This window comes from Neoaquamicrobium microcysteis, from assembly GCF_008180155.1.
Classification (GTDB): domain Bacteria; phylum Pseudomonadota; class Alphaproteobacteria; order Rhizobiales; family Rhizobiaceae; genus Aerobium; species Aerobium microcysteis.
The window spans coordinates 121,705-139,619 of sequence record NZ_VSZS01000064.1 but is presented as its reverse complement, the minus strand read 5'-3'; the positions used below and the strand labels follow the sequence as shown (position 1 = coordinate 139,619).

The 17,915-nt window shown below is 63.8% G+C and carries 20 protein-coding genes; 10 read left to right on the top strand and 10 right to left on the bottom strand.

What is annotated here, in order from left to right:
- The first annotated feature begins 73 nt into the window (after nt 1-73).
- Nucleotides 74-1,033 carry a DUF1402 family protein gene (locus tag FY036_RS14335; protein WP_148915427.1) on the top strand — a complete coding sequence of 320 codons (960 nt, stop codon included), beginning with the start codon at nt 74-76 and terminating at the stop codon, nt 1,031-1,033.
- A gap of 6 nt (nt 1,034-1,039) precedes the next feature.
- On the opposite strand, the gene FY036_RS14330 is transcribed toward FY036_RS14335, so the two are convergent.
- From FY036_RS14330 to FY036_RS14310, 5 genes are read right to left on the bottom strand one after another with little or no spacing between them, the layout of a single operon-like run.
- On the bottom strand, nt 1,040-1,429 hold the full coding sequence (locus tag FY036_RS14330) for a DoxX family protein (protein ID WP_148915426.1): 390 nt from the start codon (nt 1,427-1,429) through the stop codon (nt 1,040-1,042).
- Nucleotides 1,430-1,489: 60 nt separating this feature from the next.
- A complete protein-coding gene (locus FY036_RS14325; protein WP_148915425.1) occupies nt 1,490-1,852 on the bottom strand; it encodes a helix-turn-helix domain-containing protein in 363 nt (120 codons plus the stop codon).
- Complete coding sequence (locus FY036_RS14320; protein WP_148915424.1) at nt 1,849-2,400, bottom strand: Smr/MutS family protein; 552 nt, start codon at nt 2,398-2,400, stop codon at nt 1,849-1,851. Before FY036_RS14320 ends, FY036_RS14325 begins: the two co-directional genes overlap by 4 nt.
- The gene (gene mltA / locus FY036_RS14315) at nt 2,397-3,500 is read right to left on the bottom strand and encodes a murein transglycosylase A (protein ID WP_148915423.1); all 1,104 of its coding nucleotides are present in this window, start codon (nt 3,498-3,500) and stop codon (nt 2,397-2,399) included. Before mltA ends, FY036_RS14320 begins: the two co-directional genes overlap by 4 nt.
- 35 nt (nt 3,501-3,535) lie before the next feature.
- The gene (locus FY036_RS14310; RefSeq protein ID WP_148915422.1) at nt 3,536-4,234 is read right to left on the bottom strand and encodes a Tim44/TimA family putative adaptor protein; all 699 of its coding nucleotides are present in this window, start codon (nt 4,232-4,234) and stop codon (nt 3,536-3,538) included.
- A gap of 130 nt (nt 4,235-4,364) precedes the next feature.
- Between FY036_RS14310 and FY036_RS14305 the strand changes: the two genes are divergently transcribed.
- Both FY036_RS14305 and secB read left to right on the top strand, forming a co-directional pair.
- Nucleotides 4,365-4,889: an FxsA family protein gene (locus FY036_RS14305; protein ID WP_328593105.1), complete on the top strand. Its 525-nt coding sequence runs from the start codon at nt 4,365-4,367 to the stop codon at nt 4,887-4,889.
- 94 nt (nt 4,890-4,983) lie between these two features.
- A complete protein-coding gene (gene secB / locus FY036_RS14300) occupies nt 4,984-5,505 on the top strand; it encodes a protein-export chaperone SecB (protein WP_148915421.1) in 522 nt (173 codons plus the stop codon).
- Nucleotides 5,506-5,608: 103 nt separating this feature from the next.
- On the opposite strand, the gene dnaQ is transcribed toward secB, so the two are convergent.
- From dnaQ to FY036_RS14275, 5 genes are read right to left on the bottom strand one after another with little or no spacing between them, the layout of a single operon-like run.
- Nucleotides 5,609-6,331: a DNA polymerase III subunit epsilon gene (gene dnaQ, locus FY036_RS14295; protein WP_148915420.1), complete on the bottom strand. Its 723-nt coding sequence runs from the start codon at nt 6,329-6,331 to the stop codon at nt 5,609-5,611.
- 51 nt (nt 6,332-6,382) lie between these two features.
- Nucleotides 6,383-6,976, bottom strand: coding sequence for a dephospho-CoA kinase (gene coaE / locus FY036_RS14290; RefSeq protein ID WP_148915419.1), 594 nt, complete (start codon nt 6,974-6,976; stop codon nt 6,383-6,385).
- Complete coding sequence (locus FY036_RS14285; RefSeq protein ID WP_148915418.1) at nt 6,973-7,815, bottom strand: shikimate dehydrogenase; 843 nt, start codon at nt 7,813-7,815, stop codon at nt 6,973-6,975. Before FY036_RS14285 ends, coaE begins: the two co-directional genes overlap by 4 nt.
- On the bottom strand, nt 7,808-8,407 hold the full coding sequence (locus tag FY036_RS14280; RefSeq protein WP_148915417.1) for a Maf-like protein: 600 nt from the start codon (nt 8,405-8,407) through the stop codon (nt 7,808-7,810). The genes FY036_RS14285 and FY036_RS14280 overlap by 8 nt, the downstream gene beginning before the upstream one ends.
- A gap of 26 nt (nt 8,408-8,433) precedes the next feature.
- Nucleotides 8,434-9,255, bottom strand: a complete 822-nt coding sequence (locus FY036_RS14275; protein ID WP_148915416.1) for a pyruvate, water dikinase regulatory protein — start codon at nt 9,253-9,255, stop codon at nt 8,434-8,436.
- Nucleotides 9,256-9,657: 402 nt separating this feature from the next.
- On the opposite strand from FY036_RS14275, the gene hemE reads away from it, so the two are divergent.
- The 7 genes from hemE to FY036_RS14240 all read left to right on the top strand — a co-directional run bounded on the left by hemE (nt 9,658) and on the right by FY036_RS14240 (nt 17,885).
- Nucleotides 9,658-10,689, top strand: coding sequence for a uroporphyrinogen decarboxylase (gene hemE, locus FY036_RS14270; protein ID WP_148915415.1), 1,032 nt, complete (start codon nt 9,658-9,660; stop codon nt 10,687-10,689).
- On the top strand, nt 10,686-11,213 hold the full coding sequence (gene hemJ / locus FY036_RS14265) for a protoporphyrinogen oxidase HemJ (protein WP_148915414.1): 528 nt from the start codon (nt 10,686-10,688) through the stop codon (nt 11,211-11,213). The genes hemE and hemJ overlap by 4 nt, the downstream gene beginning before the upstream one ends.
- A 159-nt stretch (nt 11,214-11,372) precedes the next feature.
- Nucleotides 11,373-12,638 carry a transcription termination factor Rho gene (rho, locus tag FY036_RS14260; protein WP_148915413.1) on the top strand — a complete coding sequence of 422 codons (1,266 nt, stop codon included), beginning with the start codon at nt 11,373-11,375 and terminating at the stop codon, nt 12,636-12,638.
- Between the two features lie 426 nt (nt 12,639-13,064).
- Complete coding sequence (gene mnmE, locus FY036_RS14255) at nt 13,065-14,387, top strand: tRNA uridine-5-carboxymethylaminomethyl(34) synthesis GTPase MnmE (protein ID WP_148915412.1); 1,323 nt, start codon at nt 13,065-13,067, stop codon at nt 14,385-14,387.
- Nucleotides 14,388-14,547: 160 nt separating this feature from the next.
- Nucleotides 14,548-16,416, top strand: a complete 1,869-nt coding sequence (gene mnmG / locus FY036_RS14250; RefSeq protein WP_148915411.1) for a tRNA uridine-5-carboxymethylaminomethyl(34) synthesis enzyme MnmG — start codon at nt 14,548-14,550, stop codon at nt 16,414-16,416.
- The gene (rsmG, locus tag FY036_RS14245; protein ID WP_407941186.1) at nt 16,413-17,078 is read left to right on the top strand and encodes a 16S rRNA (guanine(527)-N(7))-methyltransferase RsmG; all 666 of its coding nucleotides are present in this window, start codon (nt 16,413-16,415) and stop codon (nt 17,076-17,078) included. The genes mnmG and rsmG overlap by 4 nt, the downstream gene beginning before the upstream one ends.
- 9 nt (nt 17,079-17,087) lie before the next feature.
- Complete coding sequence (locus tag FY036_RS14240; protein WP_148915410.1) at nt 17,088-17,885, top strand: ParA family protein; 798 nt, start codon at nt 17,088-17,090, stop codon at nt 17,883-17,885.
- Nucleotides 17,886-17,915 lie beyond the last annotated feature (30 nt).

Here is a 17,915-nt window from a genome sequence, read left to right as displayed (position 1 = left end):
TACGGCTGCAACTATTTTCGCCGCTCTAGACCCGGATAAGGGTCTATCGGGCTTGATCTTCATAAGGTCAGTGATGAACTCTGCAACGCGGCTCCTTGCCAGCCTTTGCCTCGTCGCGACGGTCGTTCCGGCCGATGCCGCCACGCTCGTGCCGCCCGGCAACCGCTTCGCCACGCAGCCCGGGGTGCCGGCGGCGTCGGCCAGCCGCACGCGCGCGTCGCGCTCGACCTACGAGGCCAAATACGCCAAGGTCTATGCGCTGCTGAAGACCGACAGCGCGCTGCGCTCCAAGATCGTCTCGATCTCCAAGAGATACGGTATCGACCCGCTGCACATGGCCGGCGCGATCGTCGGCGAGCACACCTACAATGTGGATGCCTACGACCGTCTCCAGACATACTACGTCAAGGCGGTTTCGTACCTCCAGACCAGCTTCAGCTTCTCCTATGGCGGGGAAGCGGTCGGCGATTTCGTCGAGCGCGCGCAGTTCGAGAAATGCGCCGGCATTTCGGAAAGCTACAAGCTTTGGTCCTGCCGCGAGACCGTCTGGGAAAAGGACTTCCGCAACAAGACCGTGGACGGCAAGCGCTTCCCCAACGACCGCTTCAGCGCCGTCTTCTTCCAGCCCTTCTATGCCGGGCAGACCTTCGGCATCGGCCAGCTGAACCCGCTGACGGCCCTGCAGATGAGCGATCTGGTGGCGAAGGTGTCGGGCCTGCCCAAGCTCGATCACAACGACGCGCAGCAGGTCTACCGGACCATCATGGACCCCGACCTGACGCTGAACTACGTCGCGGCGACGCTGAAGAAGTCCATCGACGCCTATCGCGACATCGCGGGTTACGACATTTCGAAGAACCCCGGCATCACCGCCACGCTCTACAATGTCGGCAACCCCGAACAGCGGGCACAGGCGCTGCGGGCGGAGAACCGCAAGCGCCGCGCCGCGGGCCAGGCGCCGCGCCTTCCCGAAGAGAATTATTACGGCTGGCTGGTCAACGACAGGCTGGACGAGCTGAAAGAGCTGTTCTGAAGCGGCTCAGTCGCGCCGCCAAGGGAATAGGCGGCGCAGCGCCGGATCGCGCAGCCAAAGGCCGCCCCACATGAACAGGCCCAGATAGAGCGAAAACAGGATGTGCGAAAACAGCGGATTGCCGATGCGTATCTGCGTCGCCATCGCGCCACCCAGCACCGCCATCATCAGCATGGCGCCGAGCACGCTCGTCTTCCGGTAGAGATAGAGCAGGACGCAGGCCAGCTCGATCAGGCCGATCATCAGGACGTAGCCGTCCGGCCAGCCGAGCTGGCGCATCGTCTCGTCGGCCACCTCGGCGCCGACGAGCTTCGGCGCGATGGACGCGCCCAGCATGAACAGCGAAAAGAGCCCGGTGAGAAGCCAGCCGGTTATGGTCATGGCGCGTTCGGACATTGGTCGTCTCCCTCGATTTGTGATCGAAGGACGTTGCAGCTGCCGGGCTTCCGACAGGCGCTACGATTTTTTGCGCGAATCCAGCATGTCGGTGAGCATGTCGAGCGTCTCGTCGTCGAGCTTGCCGATGTCGGCGGCCAGGCGATTGGCGAGCCGAGTCGCCCTGGGCGACAGACCCGACGTGTCGACGACGATGCGCGGATGCGAGATTTCGGCCAGAAGCTGCAATTCCTCGGCATCGTCCCAGATGACGTTGAAATAGCCGACGATCTTCTGCACCAGCGCCCAACTGGGCGCGCCGCGGCGGCCATGCTCGAGCGCCGAGAGGTAGGCAGCGCTGACACCGAGCGCTAAAGCCATTTCCTTTTGCGAGACAGCCTTTCTGGCGCGCAGCTCGCGCATCTTTTCACCGAAGGGCGTCATGACGCGCTGCCCTGCCTTCGCAGCCGCACATAGAGCGCCCCCGAGCCGCCATGCCGGCGCGCCGCATCTTCATGGCCGGCGACGAGGGCGCGAAACGGAGGTGTGGCGAACCATGCAGGCACCGCGCGCCGCAAGATGCCGTCGGAGCCGAGCGACGAGCCCTTGCCGGTCACGACCAGCACGTGGCGGCGGCCGTCTGCATAGGCGCGATGAAGGAAGGAGAGCAGCAGGCTGTGCGCCTCGGCCTGCGTCAGGCCGTGCAAATCCACCTTGCCCTCGATGGGCAGGCGACCCTTGGCGAGCTTCTCGCGGGTGGGCATGTCGATGCCGTGCTGGCGGTGATGAACCTGTGTTTTCGGGCGCGCGGGAGCGGCGGGCTCGGTTCTGGCCGAAGGGGCCTTCGGCGCATCGAGCATGCTGCTGAAATCCTCGGCTACTGCCGGCTCCTCCTCATGGGCCTTGCCCGGCAGCGGCGTCGCGGAACGTGCGACCTTGCCCCACAGGATCCGGTCTTCCAGCGAAAGCTTCCTGTCGGCATGCCCGCTCATGCCGCCCGCCCTTCGACCAGGGTGCGCGGCACGAGCGCGAAGAAGTCGGCGCCATGGCGCACGACGCCGGCGATCTCGCCCGCTGCATCGCCCGAGCCCGCAAACAGGTCCCCCCGCGCGGGACCCACGATGGCCGAGCCGGTGTCCTGCGCGATCATGAGCCGGGAGAACGGCTCTCCGAAGGCGTGGAGCGTCGGGGCGCTGATGAAAAAGGGCGTGCCGAAGGTATGCAGAAGCCTGTCCACCGCGACAGAGCGGCCGGGCGTGAGCGGGACTTTGGCGGCGGCGACTGGCCCGAGCGAGGGGTCATCCACCGGCGCTTCGCGAAAGAAGATGTAGGAACGGTTTCGGTGCAGGATTTCGGCGATGCGGGTCGGGTTGTCGCGAAACCATGCGCGGATCGACTGCATGGTCACGTCCTCCGGCGGAATTTCTCCCATGTCCACCAGCACCCGTCCGGCCCCGGTGAAACGCTGGCCGGACTTGGCGGCGTAGGTCACGCGCCGCACCGTACCGTCCCGCATATGAAGGCGCGCCGCACCCTGCACATGAATGAAGAACGCATCGACGGGGTCGGCCAGCCATGCGAGCGGCCGCGCCCTGCCCTCGATGGCGCCGGCTTCTATCGCCGCGCGGTCGAAATATTCGACAATGCCGTCGGGCATCTTCCTGCCGAAGGCCAGATAGGGATCGAGCCCGGCAGGGCGGCTGTCATCGTCGACCTTAACCAGATCGTTCGGGACACCCAGCAACGGCACCCCGAACCTGTGGGTGCGCTTGTCGGATGCCTCCACCTCGGGCTCATAGAAACCGGTGACGAAGCCGCCATCAGCCGTGTCGGGCACGATGCGGAAAGGAAGGAAATGATCCTCGAAGAAGCGACGCGCCGCCTCAGCGTCAATTTCGGGGACGCCGCGAGCTGCGGAAAAGGCGTCTGTGAACGCCTGCGCCTCGATGCCGAGCGATCCGCTCTTGTAGGACTTTTCGCACGCATGCAGCGCGCTTCGCCGGAACGCTGCAAAGGCTGCTGCGTGGTCGTCACCGGCCCAGCCCGGCAGTTCGGCGTAGCGTGCCTGCCTGAAAAGGGGTGAAAGCGGCACGGCGCGGGCTCCGTCGCGCGATCCGGCCGCGAAACTCAGTCGTCGGCTTCGGTGGCGACCAGCTTCCAGTTCGGGTCGCGGGAGCGTGTGTCGCGCGCGAAGGTCCACACATCCTTGACCTCGGCGACGGTTTCGGGATCGCCGTCGATCACCTCGCCGGTGCTGTTGCGGGTGGCCGAAATCAGCTCGCTGACGATGCGCAGCGTCACATGCGCCTCGCTGCCCTTCATCTCGGCATTGACGATATCGGCCTTGTCGATGCCGACGAAGGACGACTGGATCTTTTCCGAGCGGCTTTCGCGGTCAGCGATGGCGGCGACGAAGCCGTCATAAACTTCTCGTGAAAGCAGGTTCTTGAGCGTCCGGCGGTCGCCGTCGGCATAGGCCATGACGATCATCTCATAGGCCATCTTGGCGCCGTCGACGAAAGTCTTGGGTTCGAAGGAGGGGTCCGCGTCGCGGATGGCGCGCAGGCCCTTGTTGAGGTCCGTGCCCGGCTTGGCGAATGCATCGATGGCCGCATAGGTCGCCTCGGCGTCGCCCTTGCGGCGCGGCAGGGACACGACGTTCTCCGACGGGGTGCCCTCGGTCTTCTCGCCGGTGCGCGCCGCGGTATAGGGATCGAATGGCGGCCGTTCGTTCCCGGTACGACGGCCGAGCACGTTCCGCAGCTGGAAAAAGATCACAATCGCTGCAATCAGGAAGAATATCGTGCCGAAGTCGAGAAATTCCATAGCGTCCGCCAAAACCTCTTGCCCGGTGAAGATCCCCCTTCAGCCGGATGTTCCCTTGCATATAGAACGCATCCCGTCATCATTCAAATCAAAGCGCAGCATCACTATCTAATTGCCTCGCACTCGAACCATGCCAACCCGGAAAGACCTCAACGTGGCGTTCCCGATCGTTCCTCTCCTGATGCTTGCGCTGCCGCTGGCCGAAATCGCCGTTTTCGTGCTGGTGGGCAGCCATATCGGCGTGCTCGCCACCATCGGCCTGGTGGTGGCCACGACGATCCTGGGTGCGGTGCTGCTGCGCATTCAGGGTTTCGGCATTCTCGCCCGCATGCGCGAAACCATGGACGCGGGCGGGTCGCCCGGCCGAGACCTGGTTCACGGCCTCATGATCATGCTGGCCGGCGTGTTGCTGCTGGTGCCCGGCTTCATCACCGATGTGATCGGCCTGCTGCTGTTCATTCCGCCGGTGCGCGACCTCGGCTGGCGGCTGATCAAGAGCCGCATCACCGTCGTCACGGCTACGGCCGGCCCCGGTTTCGCGAACAGGCGTGGTCGCGGACGCACCATCGACCTCGACACGGGCGATTATGCGCGCGACATGGATGAGGAGCCGCAAAGCCCGCCGCGCCGCCCCCGGATCGAAGACGACCGCTGAGGCGGCCAAGCTTGTCACGCCGGACGTGCCATGGTAGCCAACGCCGCGTTTTCATTCCCGGCCGGGAACGGCTGTACAAAGAGGATTCCGGCTGATGGCCAAGAAACCAGAAGAAACCACCACCCCGCCCCCGGCAGGCGGCGCAACGGCCGGAAACGGCGTTCAGCCGTCGCTCAACGTCCTTGCCCAGTACATCAAGGACCTTTCCTTCGAGAGCCCCAACGCCCCCAATTCGCTGCGCAGCCGCGACAAGGCGCCGGGCATCAACATCAACGTCAACGTCAACGCCAATCCGATTTCGGATACCGAGTACGACGTGACGCTGACGCTGAACGCCAAGGCGGGCGCGGACAAGGACGTTCTGTTCAACGTCGAGCTGGTCTATGGCGGCGTCTTCCGCGCGGTCGGCTTCCCGCAGGAGCACATGCTGCCGATCCTGTTCATCGAATGCCCGCGACTGCTATTCCCCTTCGCCCGCCAGATCGTCGCCGACTGCACCCGCAATGGCGGCTTCCCTCCGCTGATGATCGATCCGATCGATTTCGCGCAGATGTTCCAGCAGCGCATGGCCGAAGAGCAGGCCCGCGCCAAGGTGCAGGCAAGCGGCACCGCCTGAGGCGCAGCCGTTTCAAACGAGAAAGGCCCGGAGCGATCCGGGCCTTTTTTCTATGCAGTAATGGTTTCACGTGAATCGCAGCGTCGCCGCGCACTGCTCCGGCTCAGGCCGAGGCCTCGTCCGCATAGGCTTGATCGACCTGCTTCCAGACCGCGCCACTGCCGAGCCTGGCGACAAGGGCGCGGTGCGCCTCCAAATCTTCCGGCTGCAGCCGGGGGGCCAGCGGCCGGTCGCGCATGCGAACCGCAGCCACGACATCGACTTCGCTTTCGACGATGACAGTCTGGCTCTGGATCTCGAGGCTGAACGCGGCCTGCTTGCCACCCATCAGCTCGATATAGACCTCTGCCAGCAATTCCGAATCGAGTAGCGCCCCGTGCTTTTCGCGGTGGCTGTTGTCGATGCCGTAGCGCCGGCAGAGCGCGTCGAGCGAGTTGGGACCCATCGGATGCTTGCGCCGCGCGAGCGCCAGCGTGTCGATGACCACGCCCGGATCGACGGCCGGCATGCCCAGCCGGGCAAACTCGGCATTCAGGAAGCCGATATCGAAATTCGCATTGTGCGCGACCAGCATCGCCCCATCCAGGAACGCCGCCAGTTCCCCGGCCAGCTCGTTGAAGGTCGGCTTGCCGACGAGCTGGTCGTCGCCGATGCCGTGGACGGCCAGCGCCTCGGGGTGAACCGCCCGGCCCTGCGGGTTGATGTAATGATGGAAGGTGCGCCCGGTCGGAAACTTGTTGACCAGCTCGATACCGCCGAACTCGATGACGCGGTCCTCGCGCGCGTCGAGCCCGGTCGTTTCCGTATCGAAGATGATCTCGCGCATGGATTCGCTCCTTCGGGACAGAATGGGCGGTGCCCGCGGCCGCGACAAGGTCTAGCCGGCGCTGTCCCCGGTCAATTCGGCAACGATGGCGTGCACGGCCTGCCGCGCCGCTTCCATCCCCTTGCCGGTGTCTATGACGAAATCGGCCCTTGCACGCTTTTGCGCATCGGGCACCTGCCGCGCGAGGATCGCCTCGAACTTGTCTTTGGTCATGCCCGGTCGCGCCAGCACGCGTTCGCGCTGGATTTCCGCCGGCGCCGTCACCACGACGATGCGATCGACCCGGTCTTCGCCGCCGGTCTCGAAGAGCAGCGGGATGTCGAGGAGCGCCAGCGGAGCGCCAGCCTCGCGATGGCGCGCGAGGAATGCGTCGGCGTCGGCCCGCACCAGCGGATGGACGATCTTCTCCAGCTCCCTCAGCGCTTCCGGCTTGCCCAGAACGGCAGCGGCCAGCCGGTCGCGATCGACCTTGCCGTCGACCACGGTGCCCGGAAAGCGGGCTTCGATCAGCGGTGCGGCGATGCCGGAATAAAGGCGGTGAACCGTCTCGTCGGAATCGTGCACCGGCACGCCCGCCTCGCGGAACATGCCGGCGGTGGTGGATTTGCCCATTCCGATGGAGCCGGTGAGACCCAGAACGATCATGCCGGACGGCCCTCGATGTCGGCAACGATCCTGTCGCGCAGCTCGGCGGTCACCTCGGGGCGCACGCCGAACCAGCGCTCGAAACCCGGAACGGCCTGATGAAGCAGCATGCCCAGCCCATCCACCGTGTGAAGACCGCGCTGTGCCGCCGCCGCAAGCAATGGCGTCTGTAGCGGCGTGTAGACGATATCGGTGACGATTGCGGAAGCGGGAAGACGCGACACGTCGAGCCCCGAGCCGCCATCACCCTTCAGCCCCGCGGCGCTGGTGTTGACGACGAGTGCCGCATCGCCCGCCAGCTCGTCGGCGGCTTCCCACCCATGGGCGGTTATGCCTCCGCCGAAATGATCCGCCAGTTCCTGTCCCCGCGCGACCGTGCGGTTCACGATGCGTATGTCGGAAATGCCGGCCGATCGAAGGGCAAAGAGAATGGCGCGCGCGGCGCCGCCGGCCCCCAGCACCAGCGCGCTTCGCGCCTGCCGCCAGCGCGGCGCCCGCTGGTCGAGATCGGCTGCGAAACCCTCCGCATCGGTATTGCCGGCGCAGACAAGCCCGTCTTCCAGCCAAAGCGTGTTGGCCGCGCCTATGGTTTGCGCCGCCGCGTCCAGCCGGTCGGCCAGCCGGCATGCCGCCTCCTTGTGCGGGATCGTGACATTGCCGCCGGCAAATCCGCTTGTTGGAAGGCTCCTGACGAAACCCTCCAGCGCCTGCGGCGCGACGTCGATGCGCTCGTAGCTGCCGGCGATGCCGTATCTTTCCAGCCAGTGGCCGTGAATGAGGGGTGAGCGGGAGTGCGCGATCGGGTGGCCGATCACGAAAGCCCTGACCGGTTCAGCCATCCAGCGCCCCGAGCTCGCGCAGCTTTGCAAGCAGCGGCAGCAGCGGCATGCCGACGATGGTGAAATGATCGCCCTCGATCTTTTCGAAGAGCTGGATGCCCTCGCCCTCGATCTGGTAAGCCCCGACGCTGGAAAGAGCCTTGTCGCCCACGCGCGACAGATGGCGGCCGACGAAACCGGGTTCGAGGTCGCGCATCGTCAGCCGGGCGACGCCGACATGGCTCCATATCACGTCGCCGTCGCGCATCAGCACGACGGCACTGTTGAGCTGATGGGCTTTGCCCGACAGGGCCAGCAGCCGGCGGCGCGCTTCTTCCATGTCGCGCGGCTTGTGCAGAACCTCGTCGCCCAGCGAGAGCGTCTGGTCCGTGCCGATCACCAGTGCGCCCGGCCGGTTCTGGGAAATGTCGAGAGCCTTGGCTTCGGCAAGGATCAGCGCGAGGTCTTCGGGCGTGACGCCCGAGCCCTCCACCGCCGCTTCCACGGCGCGTTCGTCGATCTCGGGTTTTTCCGCCTCGAAGACCAGTCCGGCGTCTTCCAGCATCTTGCGCCGGAACGGACTGCCCGAGGCCAGCACGATTGTAGTCGCCATTGCGCAATCTCCCTGGCGCGCAGGCGTTAGCGCGTCTTTGCCTTCAGCGCAACGATTGCCGCAGCCGTTTCCTCGATGGAACGGCGGCTGACATCGATCATCGGCCAGCCGTGCTTGGCGCAGAGCTGCCTTGCATAGGCCAGTTCCTGCGCGATGACGGTGCGGTCGATATAGGTCTGCGAATCGTAACCCACCGAACTGCCGAGCACCCTGTTCTGGCGCACCTGCGAGATGCGCTCGGCCGTCGCCACCAGTCCCACCACCAGCGGGCGCTTGGCATAGATGACGCTTTCGGGAACCGGCACACCCAGCACGATAGGGATGTTGGCGGTCTTGATGCCACGATTGGCCAGATAGATGCTTGTCGGCGTCTTCGACGTTCGCGAGATGCCCATCAGCACGACGTCGGCTTCCTCGACATCATTGAGAAGCTGGCCGTCATCGTGCTCCATGGTGAAGTTCAGCGCGTCGATGCGGCGGAAATATTGCGCATCCAGGACGTGCTGCGCGCCGACCCGGCGGCCGGCCGGTGCGCCGAGATAGGACTGGAACACGCCCAGAACCGGCTCGAGGACCGAAACGCAGGGCAGGCCCATCGCCGCGCAGCGCGTATCGATGAGCTGCGCCAGCTCCTGGTCCACCACCGTGTAGAGCACGATGCCCGGCGTCTCGTCGATCTCCTCCAGCACCTTCAGCAGCTGCTTTTCGGTGCGAATGAGCGGGTAGATGTGCTCGATGGCGCGCGCATCCTTGTATTGCGCGGACGCGGCGCGGCCTGCCGCCAGCAACGTCTCGCCGGTGGCATCGGAGATCAGGTGGAGATGAAAGAAGCTCTGCGGTTTGTTCACAGGCCGGATGCTGCCCTGTTGGCTGGTGTGGATAACGGGCGGAAATTCGCCGCGCCGCGGAGGCGGACTGTATCAGACCCCGATCTATCCACAATTCACCCCGCATCGGAAATCGTTGCGCCCGTGTGCGGGAAAACGGGGATAGAACGTCGACATCCACAATGGACGTTTTCGGACGCAGATGGGGGTGGTCGGCAAGCAGCTGATCCGGCAACGATTTCCGGAACTTTCCCCACTATTCACCGATGGCGGTACACGGCGGCTGCGGCGCTTTGCGCATTGAGTTTTGGCGGCCGAGCGTGGACAAGCCGTAATCGCCGATTCCAACAGAGTCATAGAATCAGAAGATTCATTTAAAAGAATCTTACTTGTTTTCTGGCGCCCGGTTCGCAGAGGTACAGCATGGCCGAGAAACGGATCGTCCTCGACGTCCTGAACGGGGAAGCGGTCTTTCCCCCTCCGATCTGGATGATGCGTCAGGCTGGACGCTACCTTCCCGAGTATCGGGAAACGCGCAAAAAGGCGGGAAGTTTTCTCGACCTCTGCTACAATCCCGACCTGGCAGTCGAGGTGACCCTTCAGCCGATCCGCCGTTTCGGCTTTGATGCATCGATCCTGTTCTCCGACATCCTCGTCGTGCCTCACGCACTTGGCCGCGATCTTCGCTTCGAGGAAGGACGCGGGCCGCTGATGACGCCCATCGAGGCTGCCGAGATCGGCAAGCTCGACGGCGAAGGATTTCACGACCATCTGGCCCCGGTCTACGAGACGGTGCGGCGGCTGCGTGGTGAGTTGCCGGCGACCACGACGCTGCTGGGCTTCTGCGGCGCGCCGTGGACGGTGGCGACCTACATGATCGCCGGGCATGGAACGCCGGATCAGGCGCCGGCGCGGCTATTCGGTTATCGCCATCCCGATAAGATGCGCGATCTGCTTGGTCTGCTTGCCGAGCAGTCTGGCGAGTATCTGATCCGACAGATCGATGCGGGCGCGGATGCCGTGCAGATTTTCGATTCGTGGTCGGGCGTGCTCGATGAGGCCTGCTTCGAGGAATATTGCGTTCGTCCGGTGGCGCGTATCGTGGAAAAGGTCCGTGCCGTTCACCCGAACGTGCCGATCATCGGCTTTCCGAAGGGCGCTGGAGCCCTCTACGGTTCCTACCGGGCAAGGACGGGCGTGACGGCGCTGGGGCTCGACTGGAGCGTGCCCTGGAGCCAGGCGCGCGCACTTCAGGCAGAGGGCGCGATACAGGGCAATCTCGACCCGCTCAGGCTCGTGGCCGGCGGCCAGGCGCTGGAAGAAGGCGTGGCGGCGATCCTGCGCGAGCTCGGTAACGGACCGCTGGTCTTCAATCTCGGGCACGGCATCACGCCGGAAGCCCCGATCGCGCATGTCGAGAAGATGATTGCGCTGGTTCGGGGGGCAGGTCGATGACGCAGGGTTCCGACAGCGGCAATGTGGCGGTTCGCGCGGTGGCGGGCCTGGCCATAGTCGCAGTGCTGACGGTGCTGCTCTTATGGCTCGATCCACAGGGGCTCTACCCCTGGATCAAGGCCCTGCATGTCATCGCGGTGATCTCGTGGATGGCGGGCATGCTCTATCTGCCGCGGCTTTTCGTCTACCATGCGGAGGCACAGCCCGGCTCGGAGAAATCCGAGACCTTCAAGGTGATGGAACGCAGGCTTCTGCGCGCCATCATCAACCCGGCGATGGTCGTCACCTGGGTTCTGGGGCTGTGGCTCGCATGGTCCGGCTTCGACTTTGCCGGCGGATGGCTACACGCCAAGATTCTCGCGGTGCTGCTTTTGTCGGGCGTCCACGGTTATCTTTCGGCCTCCGTGCGCCGCTTCGCGGACGATCGCAATGAGAAGCCCGCACGTCACTGGCGCATCGTCAACGAAATCCCGACGGTGCTGATGATCGTCATCGTCATCCTGGTCGTGGTGAAGCCCTTCTAAAATCGGACCGGAATTCCCATATTGCGCTTTGGAAGGATGAGGGATAAGAGTCTCATCCTCTCTCCCCGCATGGCGTAGTGCTTTCTGTCCTCTACAGGCGCTCCTCGCGTACACTGCCGCCCGCACCCTCTTCCTACCGCCTATCCCAGAGTCCGCATCATGCAGGAAATGAAACTACAAGAGCTGAAAAGCAAAGGCCCGACCGACCTGATCGCGTTCGCCGAATCGCTCGAGGTCGAGAACGCCAGCGTCATGCGCAAGCAGGAGCTGATGTTCGCCATACTGAAGAAGCTTGCGGCTCAGGACATCGAAATCATCGGCGAAGGCGTCGTCGAAGTGTTGCAGGACGGCTTCGGCTTCCTCCGCTCGGCCAACGCCAACTATCTGCCCGGCCCGGACGACATCTACATCTCGCCCTCGCAGATCAGGCGCTTCTCGCTCAAGACCGGCGATACGGTCGAAGGCCCGATCCGCAGCCCCAAGGAAGGCGAGCGCTATTTCGCGCTTCTCAAGGTCAACACGATCAATTTCGAGGATCCCGAGAAGATCCGTCACAAGATCCATTTCGACAATCTGACGCCGCTCTACCCGAACGAGCGTCTGCGCATGGAGACGGAGAACCCGACCACCAAGGATCTTTCCGCACGCGTGATCGATCTCGTCGCCCCCCTCGGCAAAGGCCAGCGTGGCCTGATCGTCGCGCCGCCGCGTACCGGTAAGACCGTTCTGCTCCAGAACATCGCGCATTCGGTCGCGACCAATCATCCGGAAGCCTACCTCATCGTTCTGCTGATCGACGAGCGCCCGGAGGAAGTGACCGACATGCAGCGCTCGGTTAAGGGCGAGGTCGTGTCCTCCACCTTCGACGAGCCGGCGGTTCGTCACGTGCAGGTGGCCGAAATGGTCATCGAAAAGGCCAAACGCCTGGTCGAGCATGGCCGCGACGTCGTCATCCTTCTCGATTCGATCACCCGCCTCGGCCGCGCCTACAACACCGTGGTGCCGTCCTCCGGCAAGGTGCTGACCGGCGGTGTCGATGCGAACGCGCTGCAGCGCCCAAAGCGCTTCTTCGGCGCCGCGCGCAACATCGAGGAAGGCGGATCGCTCACCATCATCGCGACCGCGCTGATCGACACAGGCAGCCGCATGGACGAAGTGATCTTCGAAGAGTTCAAGGGCACCGGCAACTCGGAAATCGTGCTGGACCGCAAGGTGGCCGACAAGCGCATCTTCCCGTCGATGGATATCCTCAAGTCGGGCACCCGCAAGGAAGACCTGCTCGTCCAGCGTCAGGATCTGCAGAAGATTTTCGTGCTGCGCCGCATCCTCGCGCCGATGGGCACGACCGATGCGATCGAGTTCCTCATTGACAAGCTGAAGCAGACGAAGACGAATTCGGACTTCTTCGATTCGATGAACACCTGACGCACAGCGTCGGTATCGGAGGAGTTGCCCGCTCCTCTGGCACCGGACTGTTGGCAAGCAACTAAACTCCGACCACGCGAAGCGCGATATTCAATGCGTGCGACGCCGGCCGATTCGCTTCCGAAACAAGCCTTTCCTCTCAATGACCACGGCGACCGGCGCGTCGTTCCACGCCAGTTACCGGCACCTGATGGCGCGCAAGCCGAGCGGTAGCCACATCGATTCGGCAACGAAACAACCAGTTGCGTTAGATTGCCATCCAAAGGCGATCGATGACGTTGGTTCCTCGCGATCGGCCTTGATGTTCAAACGTAGGCGGGTGTACTCGTTGGAACTACAAACAGGCGGTTTCGCGGCTGAGCAGGTTTCAGCGATAAGAAGGACATGTGCCCCCTGTCTTTCTCGACCAGGCTTTGGGTGTAGGCGGTGGCCGGACAATCACACTTCCCGGATACGATCTTCGCGCTGTCGACCGGCGGCCTGCCGTCGGGCGTGGCGGTCATACGCATATCGGGCCAACACGTAGCGCCTGCGCTTGAAGGCTTGGCTGGCGGCGTGCCCGCGCCGCGGCGAGCAGTGCTGCGCCGCATTCTCGATGCTGCCGGAGCGCCGATAGACAGGGGTCTCGTACTCTTCTTTCAAGGCCCGGAGAGCTTTACTGGCGAAGACTGTGCCGAACTCCACCTTCATGGCGGCCGCTCGGTCGTGTCGGCCACCCTTGCCGCGCTTGCCGCGCTGCCTGGATTGCGGGCCGCCGAAGCTGGCGAGTTTACCCGCCGCGCCTTCATAAACGGCAAGATCGATCTGACAGGTGCGGAGGCCCTGGCCGATCTGATCGCGGCCGAGACGGAGACGCAGCGCCGAATGGCGCTCGCCAACGCGGAGGGCGGACAAGCGCAACTGTACTCGGGCTGGCGGCACAGGCTGCTGCATGCACGGGCGATGATCGAGGCCGAGCTGGATTTCGCCGACGAGGCCGACGTACCCGGGTCTGTTTCCGGAACGGTATGGGCCGACATGGCGGCGCTGGCGCAAGAAATCGGTAACCATATCGACGGCTATCGCGCTGCGGAAATCGTCCGCGACGGCTTCCGCGTCGTGCTCGTCGGCGCGCCCAATGCGGGAAAATCCAGTCTTCTCAATGCGCTGGCTCGACGCGACGTCGCCATCGTGACCGATGTGCCGGGGACAACTCGCGACCTTGTGGAGGTCGCGCTGGATTTGGATGGGATGAAGGTTCTCGTCACCGACACGGCCGGAATCCGGTCGACAAGCGATGTCGTTGAGCGGATCGGGGTAGACCGCGCGTTAGAGGCCGCAGCGCGCGCCGATCTCGTGGTCCAGCTGATCGATCCGGCCGGTGAGGTTGCTCAGGCCTGTGGCGATTGGGATGCACCAACTATTCGCGTCTGGACGAAGGCGGACAAAGGCGGGACACCCGAACATGAAGGCCAAGCCATCTCTGCGTTGACGGGCATCGGGATGGCGGAACTCATCGCCGAGATTGCGAGAAGGGCGCGCGGGGCGGCGGCACCGGCCGGCGCTACCGTCCCATCTCGCCTCCGGCAGGTCGAATTGCTGCGCGCATGTCGAAGCCATGTTAAGTCAGCGCTGCGTGATGGCCATGGTCTTGAGTTGCGCGCCGAGGAGTTGAGGCTGGCCGGCGACGCGCTGGGTCGAATCACCGGAGCGATCGATGTCGAAGACCTTCTCGGCGTCATCTTTTCAGAGTTCTGCATCGGCAAATGACTCACGTGAAACATTGCTCACCCCGAAAAGCAGCATGATTCACGTGAAACAGCTCCGCGGGGCTCGACTTTGCGTTTCACGTGAAACGACCTGCAGATTTTCTGTTGACTTGCTGGTTTCCCGATAACATCTGTGCGGCTCAACATATGAGGAACGGGCAATGACGCTCAGCTACGACGTTGTCGTGATTGGCGGCGGCCACGCAGGTTGCGAGGCCGCTTCGGCCTCGGCGCGTGCCGGCGCCAGGACCACGCTCGTCACCATGAAGCGCGACACCATCGGTGTCATGTCGTGCAACCCGGCAATCGGCGGGCTCGGCAAGGGGCATCTCGTGCGCGAGGTCGATGCGCTGGACGGGCTGATGGGCCGGGTGGCCGATGCCGCCGGCATCCAGTTCCGCCTGCTCAATCGCCGAAAGGGTCCGGCCGTGCGCGGCCCGCGAACCCAAGCGGATCGAAAGCTCTATCGTCAGGCCATGCAGGAAGCGATAGCGGATCACACGAATCTCGATGTTGTCGAAGGTGAAGTCTTCGATCTGGTGATCGAGGCCGGCCGCATAGCGGGTGTCACGCTCGCCGACGGGCGCGCCATACGCTGTGCCGCCGTGGTGCTGACGACTGGAACGTTCCTGCGCGGCCTCATCCACATTGGTGACGAGCGTTTTCCCGCAGGCCGCATGAACGAACAGGCATCGACCGGGCTGTCTGCATCGATGAGCCGGCTGGGGTTTGCGCTCGGTCGCCTGAAGACCGGCACGCCGCCACGCCTCGACGGGCGGACCATAGATTGGGCCTCGCTTGACAAGCAGCACGCCGACGATGATCCCGTTCCTTTCTCCTTGCTGACGGATACCATCCGCAACCCCCAGATCGCCTGCGGTATCACCCGAACGGTTATAAAGTCTCACGACGTCATCCGCGCGAATCTCTCACGCTCGGCGATGTATTCCGGTTCGATCGAGGGTATCGGCCCGCGCTACTGTCCCTCGATCGAGGACAAGATCGTCAAGTTCGGCGATCGCGACGGCCACCAGATTTTCCTCGAGCCAGAGGGTTTGGACGATGACACCGTCTATCCGAACGGTATCTCGACTTCGCTGCCTCGCGACGCGCAAGAGGCGCTGATCGCGTCGATCCCCGGCCTGGAGCGGGCGGTCATAACGCAGCCCGGCTACGCCATCGAATACGATCATGTCGATCCGCGAGAGCTGGATCACTCGCTGGAAACCAAGAGGGTCCCGGGGTTGTTTCTCGCCGGCCAGATCAACGGAACGACCGGCTATGAGGAGGCCGCCGCACAGGGGCTGGTCGCAGGCCTCAATGCCGCGCGCAAGGCTGGCGGCAGCGAGCCGGTGATCTTCGGGCGTGCGGATGCCTATATCGGCGTCCTTGTCGATGATCTGGTGAGCCGGGGCGTCAGTGAGCCCTACCGCATGTTCACCTCGCGTGCCGAATATCGCCTGTCGCTGCGCGCCGACAATGCCGACGATAGGCTCACGCCCATGGCCATCGGGTTGGGGATTGTCGGCACACATCGTCGGCAGCGTTTCGAAGCTTCGAATGCGGCTCTCGAAAATGCCAGGACCATGGCCCGCCAGCTTTCACTGACTCCTAACGAGGCGGCCAACTTCGGGCTGAATCTCAACCGCGACGGGCAGAGGCGCAGCGCCTATGACTTGCTGGCCTATCCGGACATAGGCCTTGAGCGTCTTACCGATATTTGGCCGGAGCTCGGCGCCATCGAACCGCGCGTGGCCGAGCGGCTGGAGACGGAAGCGCGCTACTCGGTCTATCTCGACCGGCAGAAGGCGGACGCCGCAGTGCTGAAACGGGAGGAGGAACGTGTCATCCCGGCTGATATGGATTTCAGTGCGATACCGGGCCTGTCCAACGAACTCAAGCACAAGCTGGCGATCCGTCAGCCGCGCTCGCTGGCCGATGCCCAGCGAATCGACGGGATGACACCGGCTGCGCTTGCCATCGTGATCGCAAGCCTCCAGCACCGCGCCGCTCAGCGAGGCGCGGCGTGAGCATCGGTCGGCTAGAGCAAATTCGTGACGTTTCCGGAACGGTTTCACGTGAAACACTGAACAAGCTTGAGCTGTTCGAAGCCGAATTTCGAAGGTGGTCCACCCGCATCAATCTCGCTGCTCCCTCAACGCTCGAATCGCTGTGGGAGCGCCACATTCTCGACAGTGCGCAGCTTGCAGCCTTGAAACCGCAAGCGCTTAGATGGCTGGATCTGGGCTCCGGAGGAGGATTTCCCGGCGCGGTGATGGCGATCCTGCTGGCGGAGCGGGATTGTGCGATCATCGATCTGGTGGAGAGCAACAACAAGAAAGCCGCGTTCCTGCGCACCATCCTCGGCAGCCTCAACGCTCCTGCCACCGTCCACATCTGCCGGATTGAAGACGCAACCGGTCGCATGGACACACCGGAAATCGTTACTGCACGCGCTCTTGCGCCCCTGTCGCGCCTGCTGGAGCTTGCTGCTCCGTGGCTAGAAGCCGGCGCTGTCGGTCTCTTTCACAAAGGACGGGATTACGCCGCCGAGATTGCTGAAAGCCGTGACGCGTGGCGATTCGATCTGGTAGAACATCGAAGCAAGATCGATCCGGCGAGCCGCGTTCTCGAGATTTCGGGGCTGGCGCGCCGCCAGGCAGAAGCAAATGCCAACGAATCCGCGCGGTAGACCAACGTCATGACCCCCTATCCCCGCATCATCACCGTCGCCAACCAGAAGGGCGGCGTCGGAAAGACCACCACCGCCATCAACCTCGCCACGGCACTTGCAGCCATCGGCGAGAGGGTGCTCGTCGTCGATCTCGACCCCCAGGGCAATGCCAGCACCGGGCTGGGCATCGACAGGCATGACCGCGAGGTTTCGTCCTACGACCTGCTGACAGGGGACGCCGGCGTGGCAGAGGCGGCTATGCCGACCGCGGTGCCGGGTTTGAGCATCATCCCCTCCACTCTCGATCTTCTGGGTATCGAGATGGAGATCGCGTCGGCACCAGACCGCGTACTGCGCCTGCGCAACGCGCTGCGGCGCTCGGCGGATTCGGGCTCGGCTTTTTCGTATGTGCTGATCGACTGCCCGCCGTCGCTCAATCTCCTGACGCTCAACTCGATGGCGGCGGCCGATTCGGTGCTGGTGCCGCTTCAGTGCGAGTTCTTCGCGCTGGAAGGCCTGAGCCAGCTGCTCCAGACGGTCGAGCAGGTGCGCAACTCGATCAACCCGAACCTGACGATACAGGGCATCGTGCTGACGATGTTCGATGGCCGCAACAACCTCGCCAACCAGGTGGTCGAGGATGTGCGCGCGCATATGGGCGACAAGGTCTATGAGACGGTCATTCCGCGCAACGTGCGGGTTTCGGAAGCGCCTTCCTACGGCAAGCCGGCGATCCTCTACGACCTGAAATGCACCGGCAGCCAGGCCTATCTCCAGCTTGCGTCGGAGGTCATCCGGCGCGAACGTCGCCTCAGGGCAGCCTAGAACGCCTCGAGCCGAAGTCGAAATGATGCG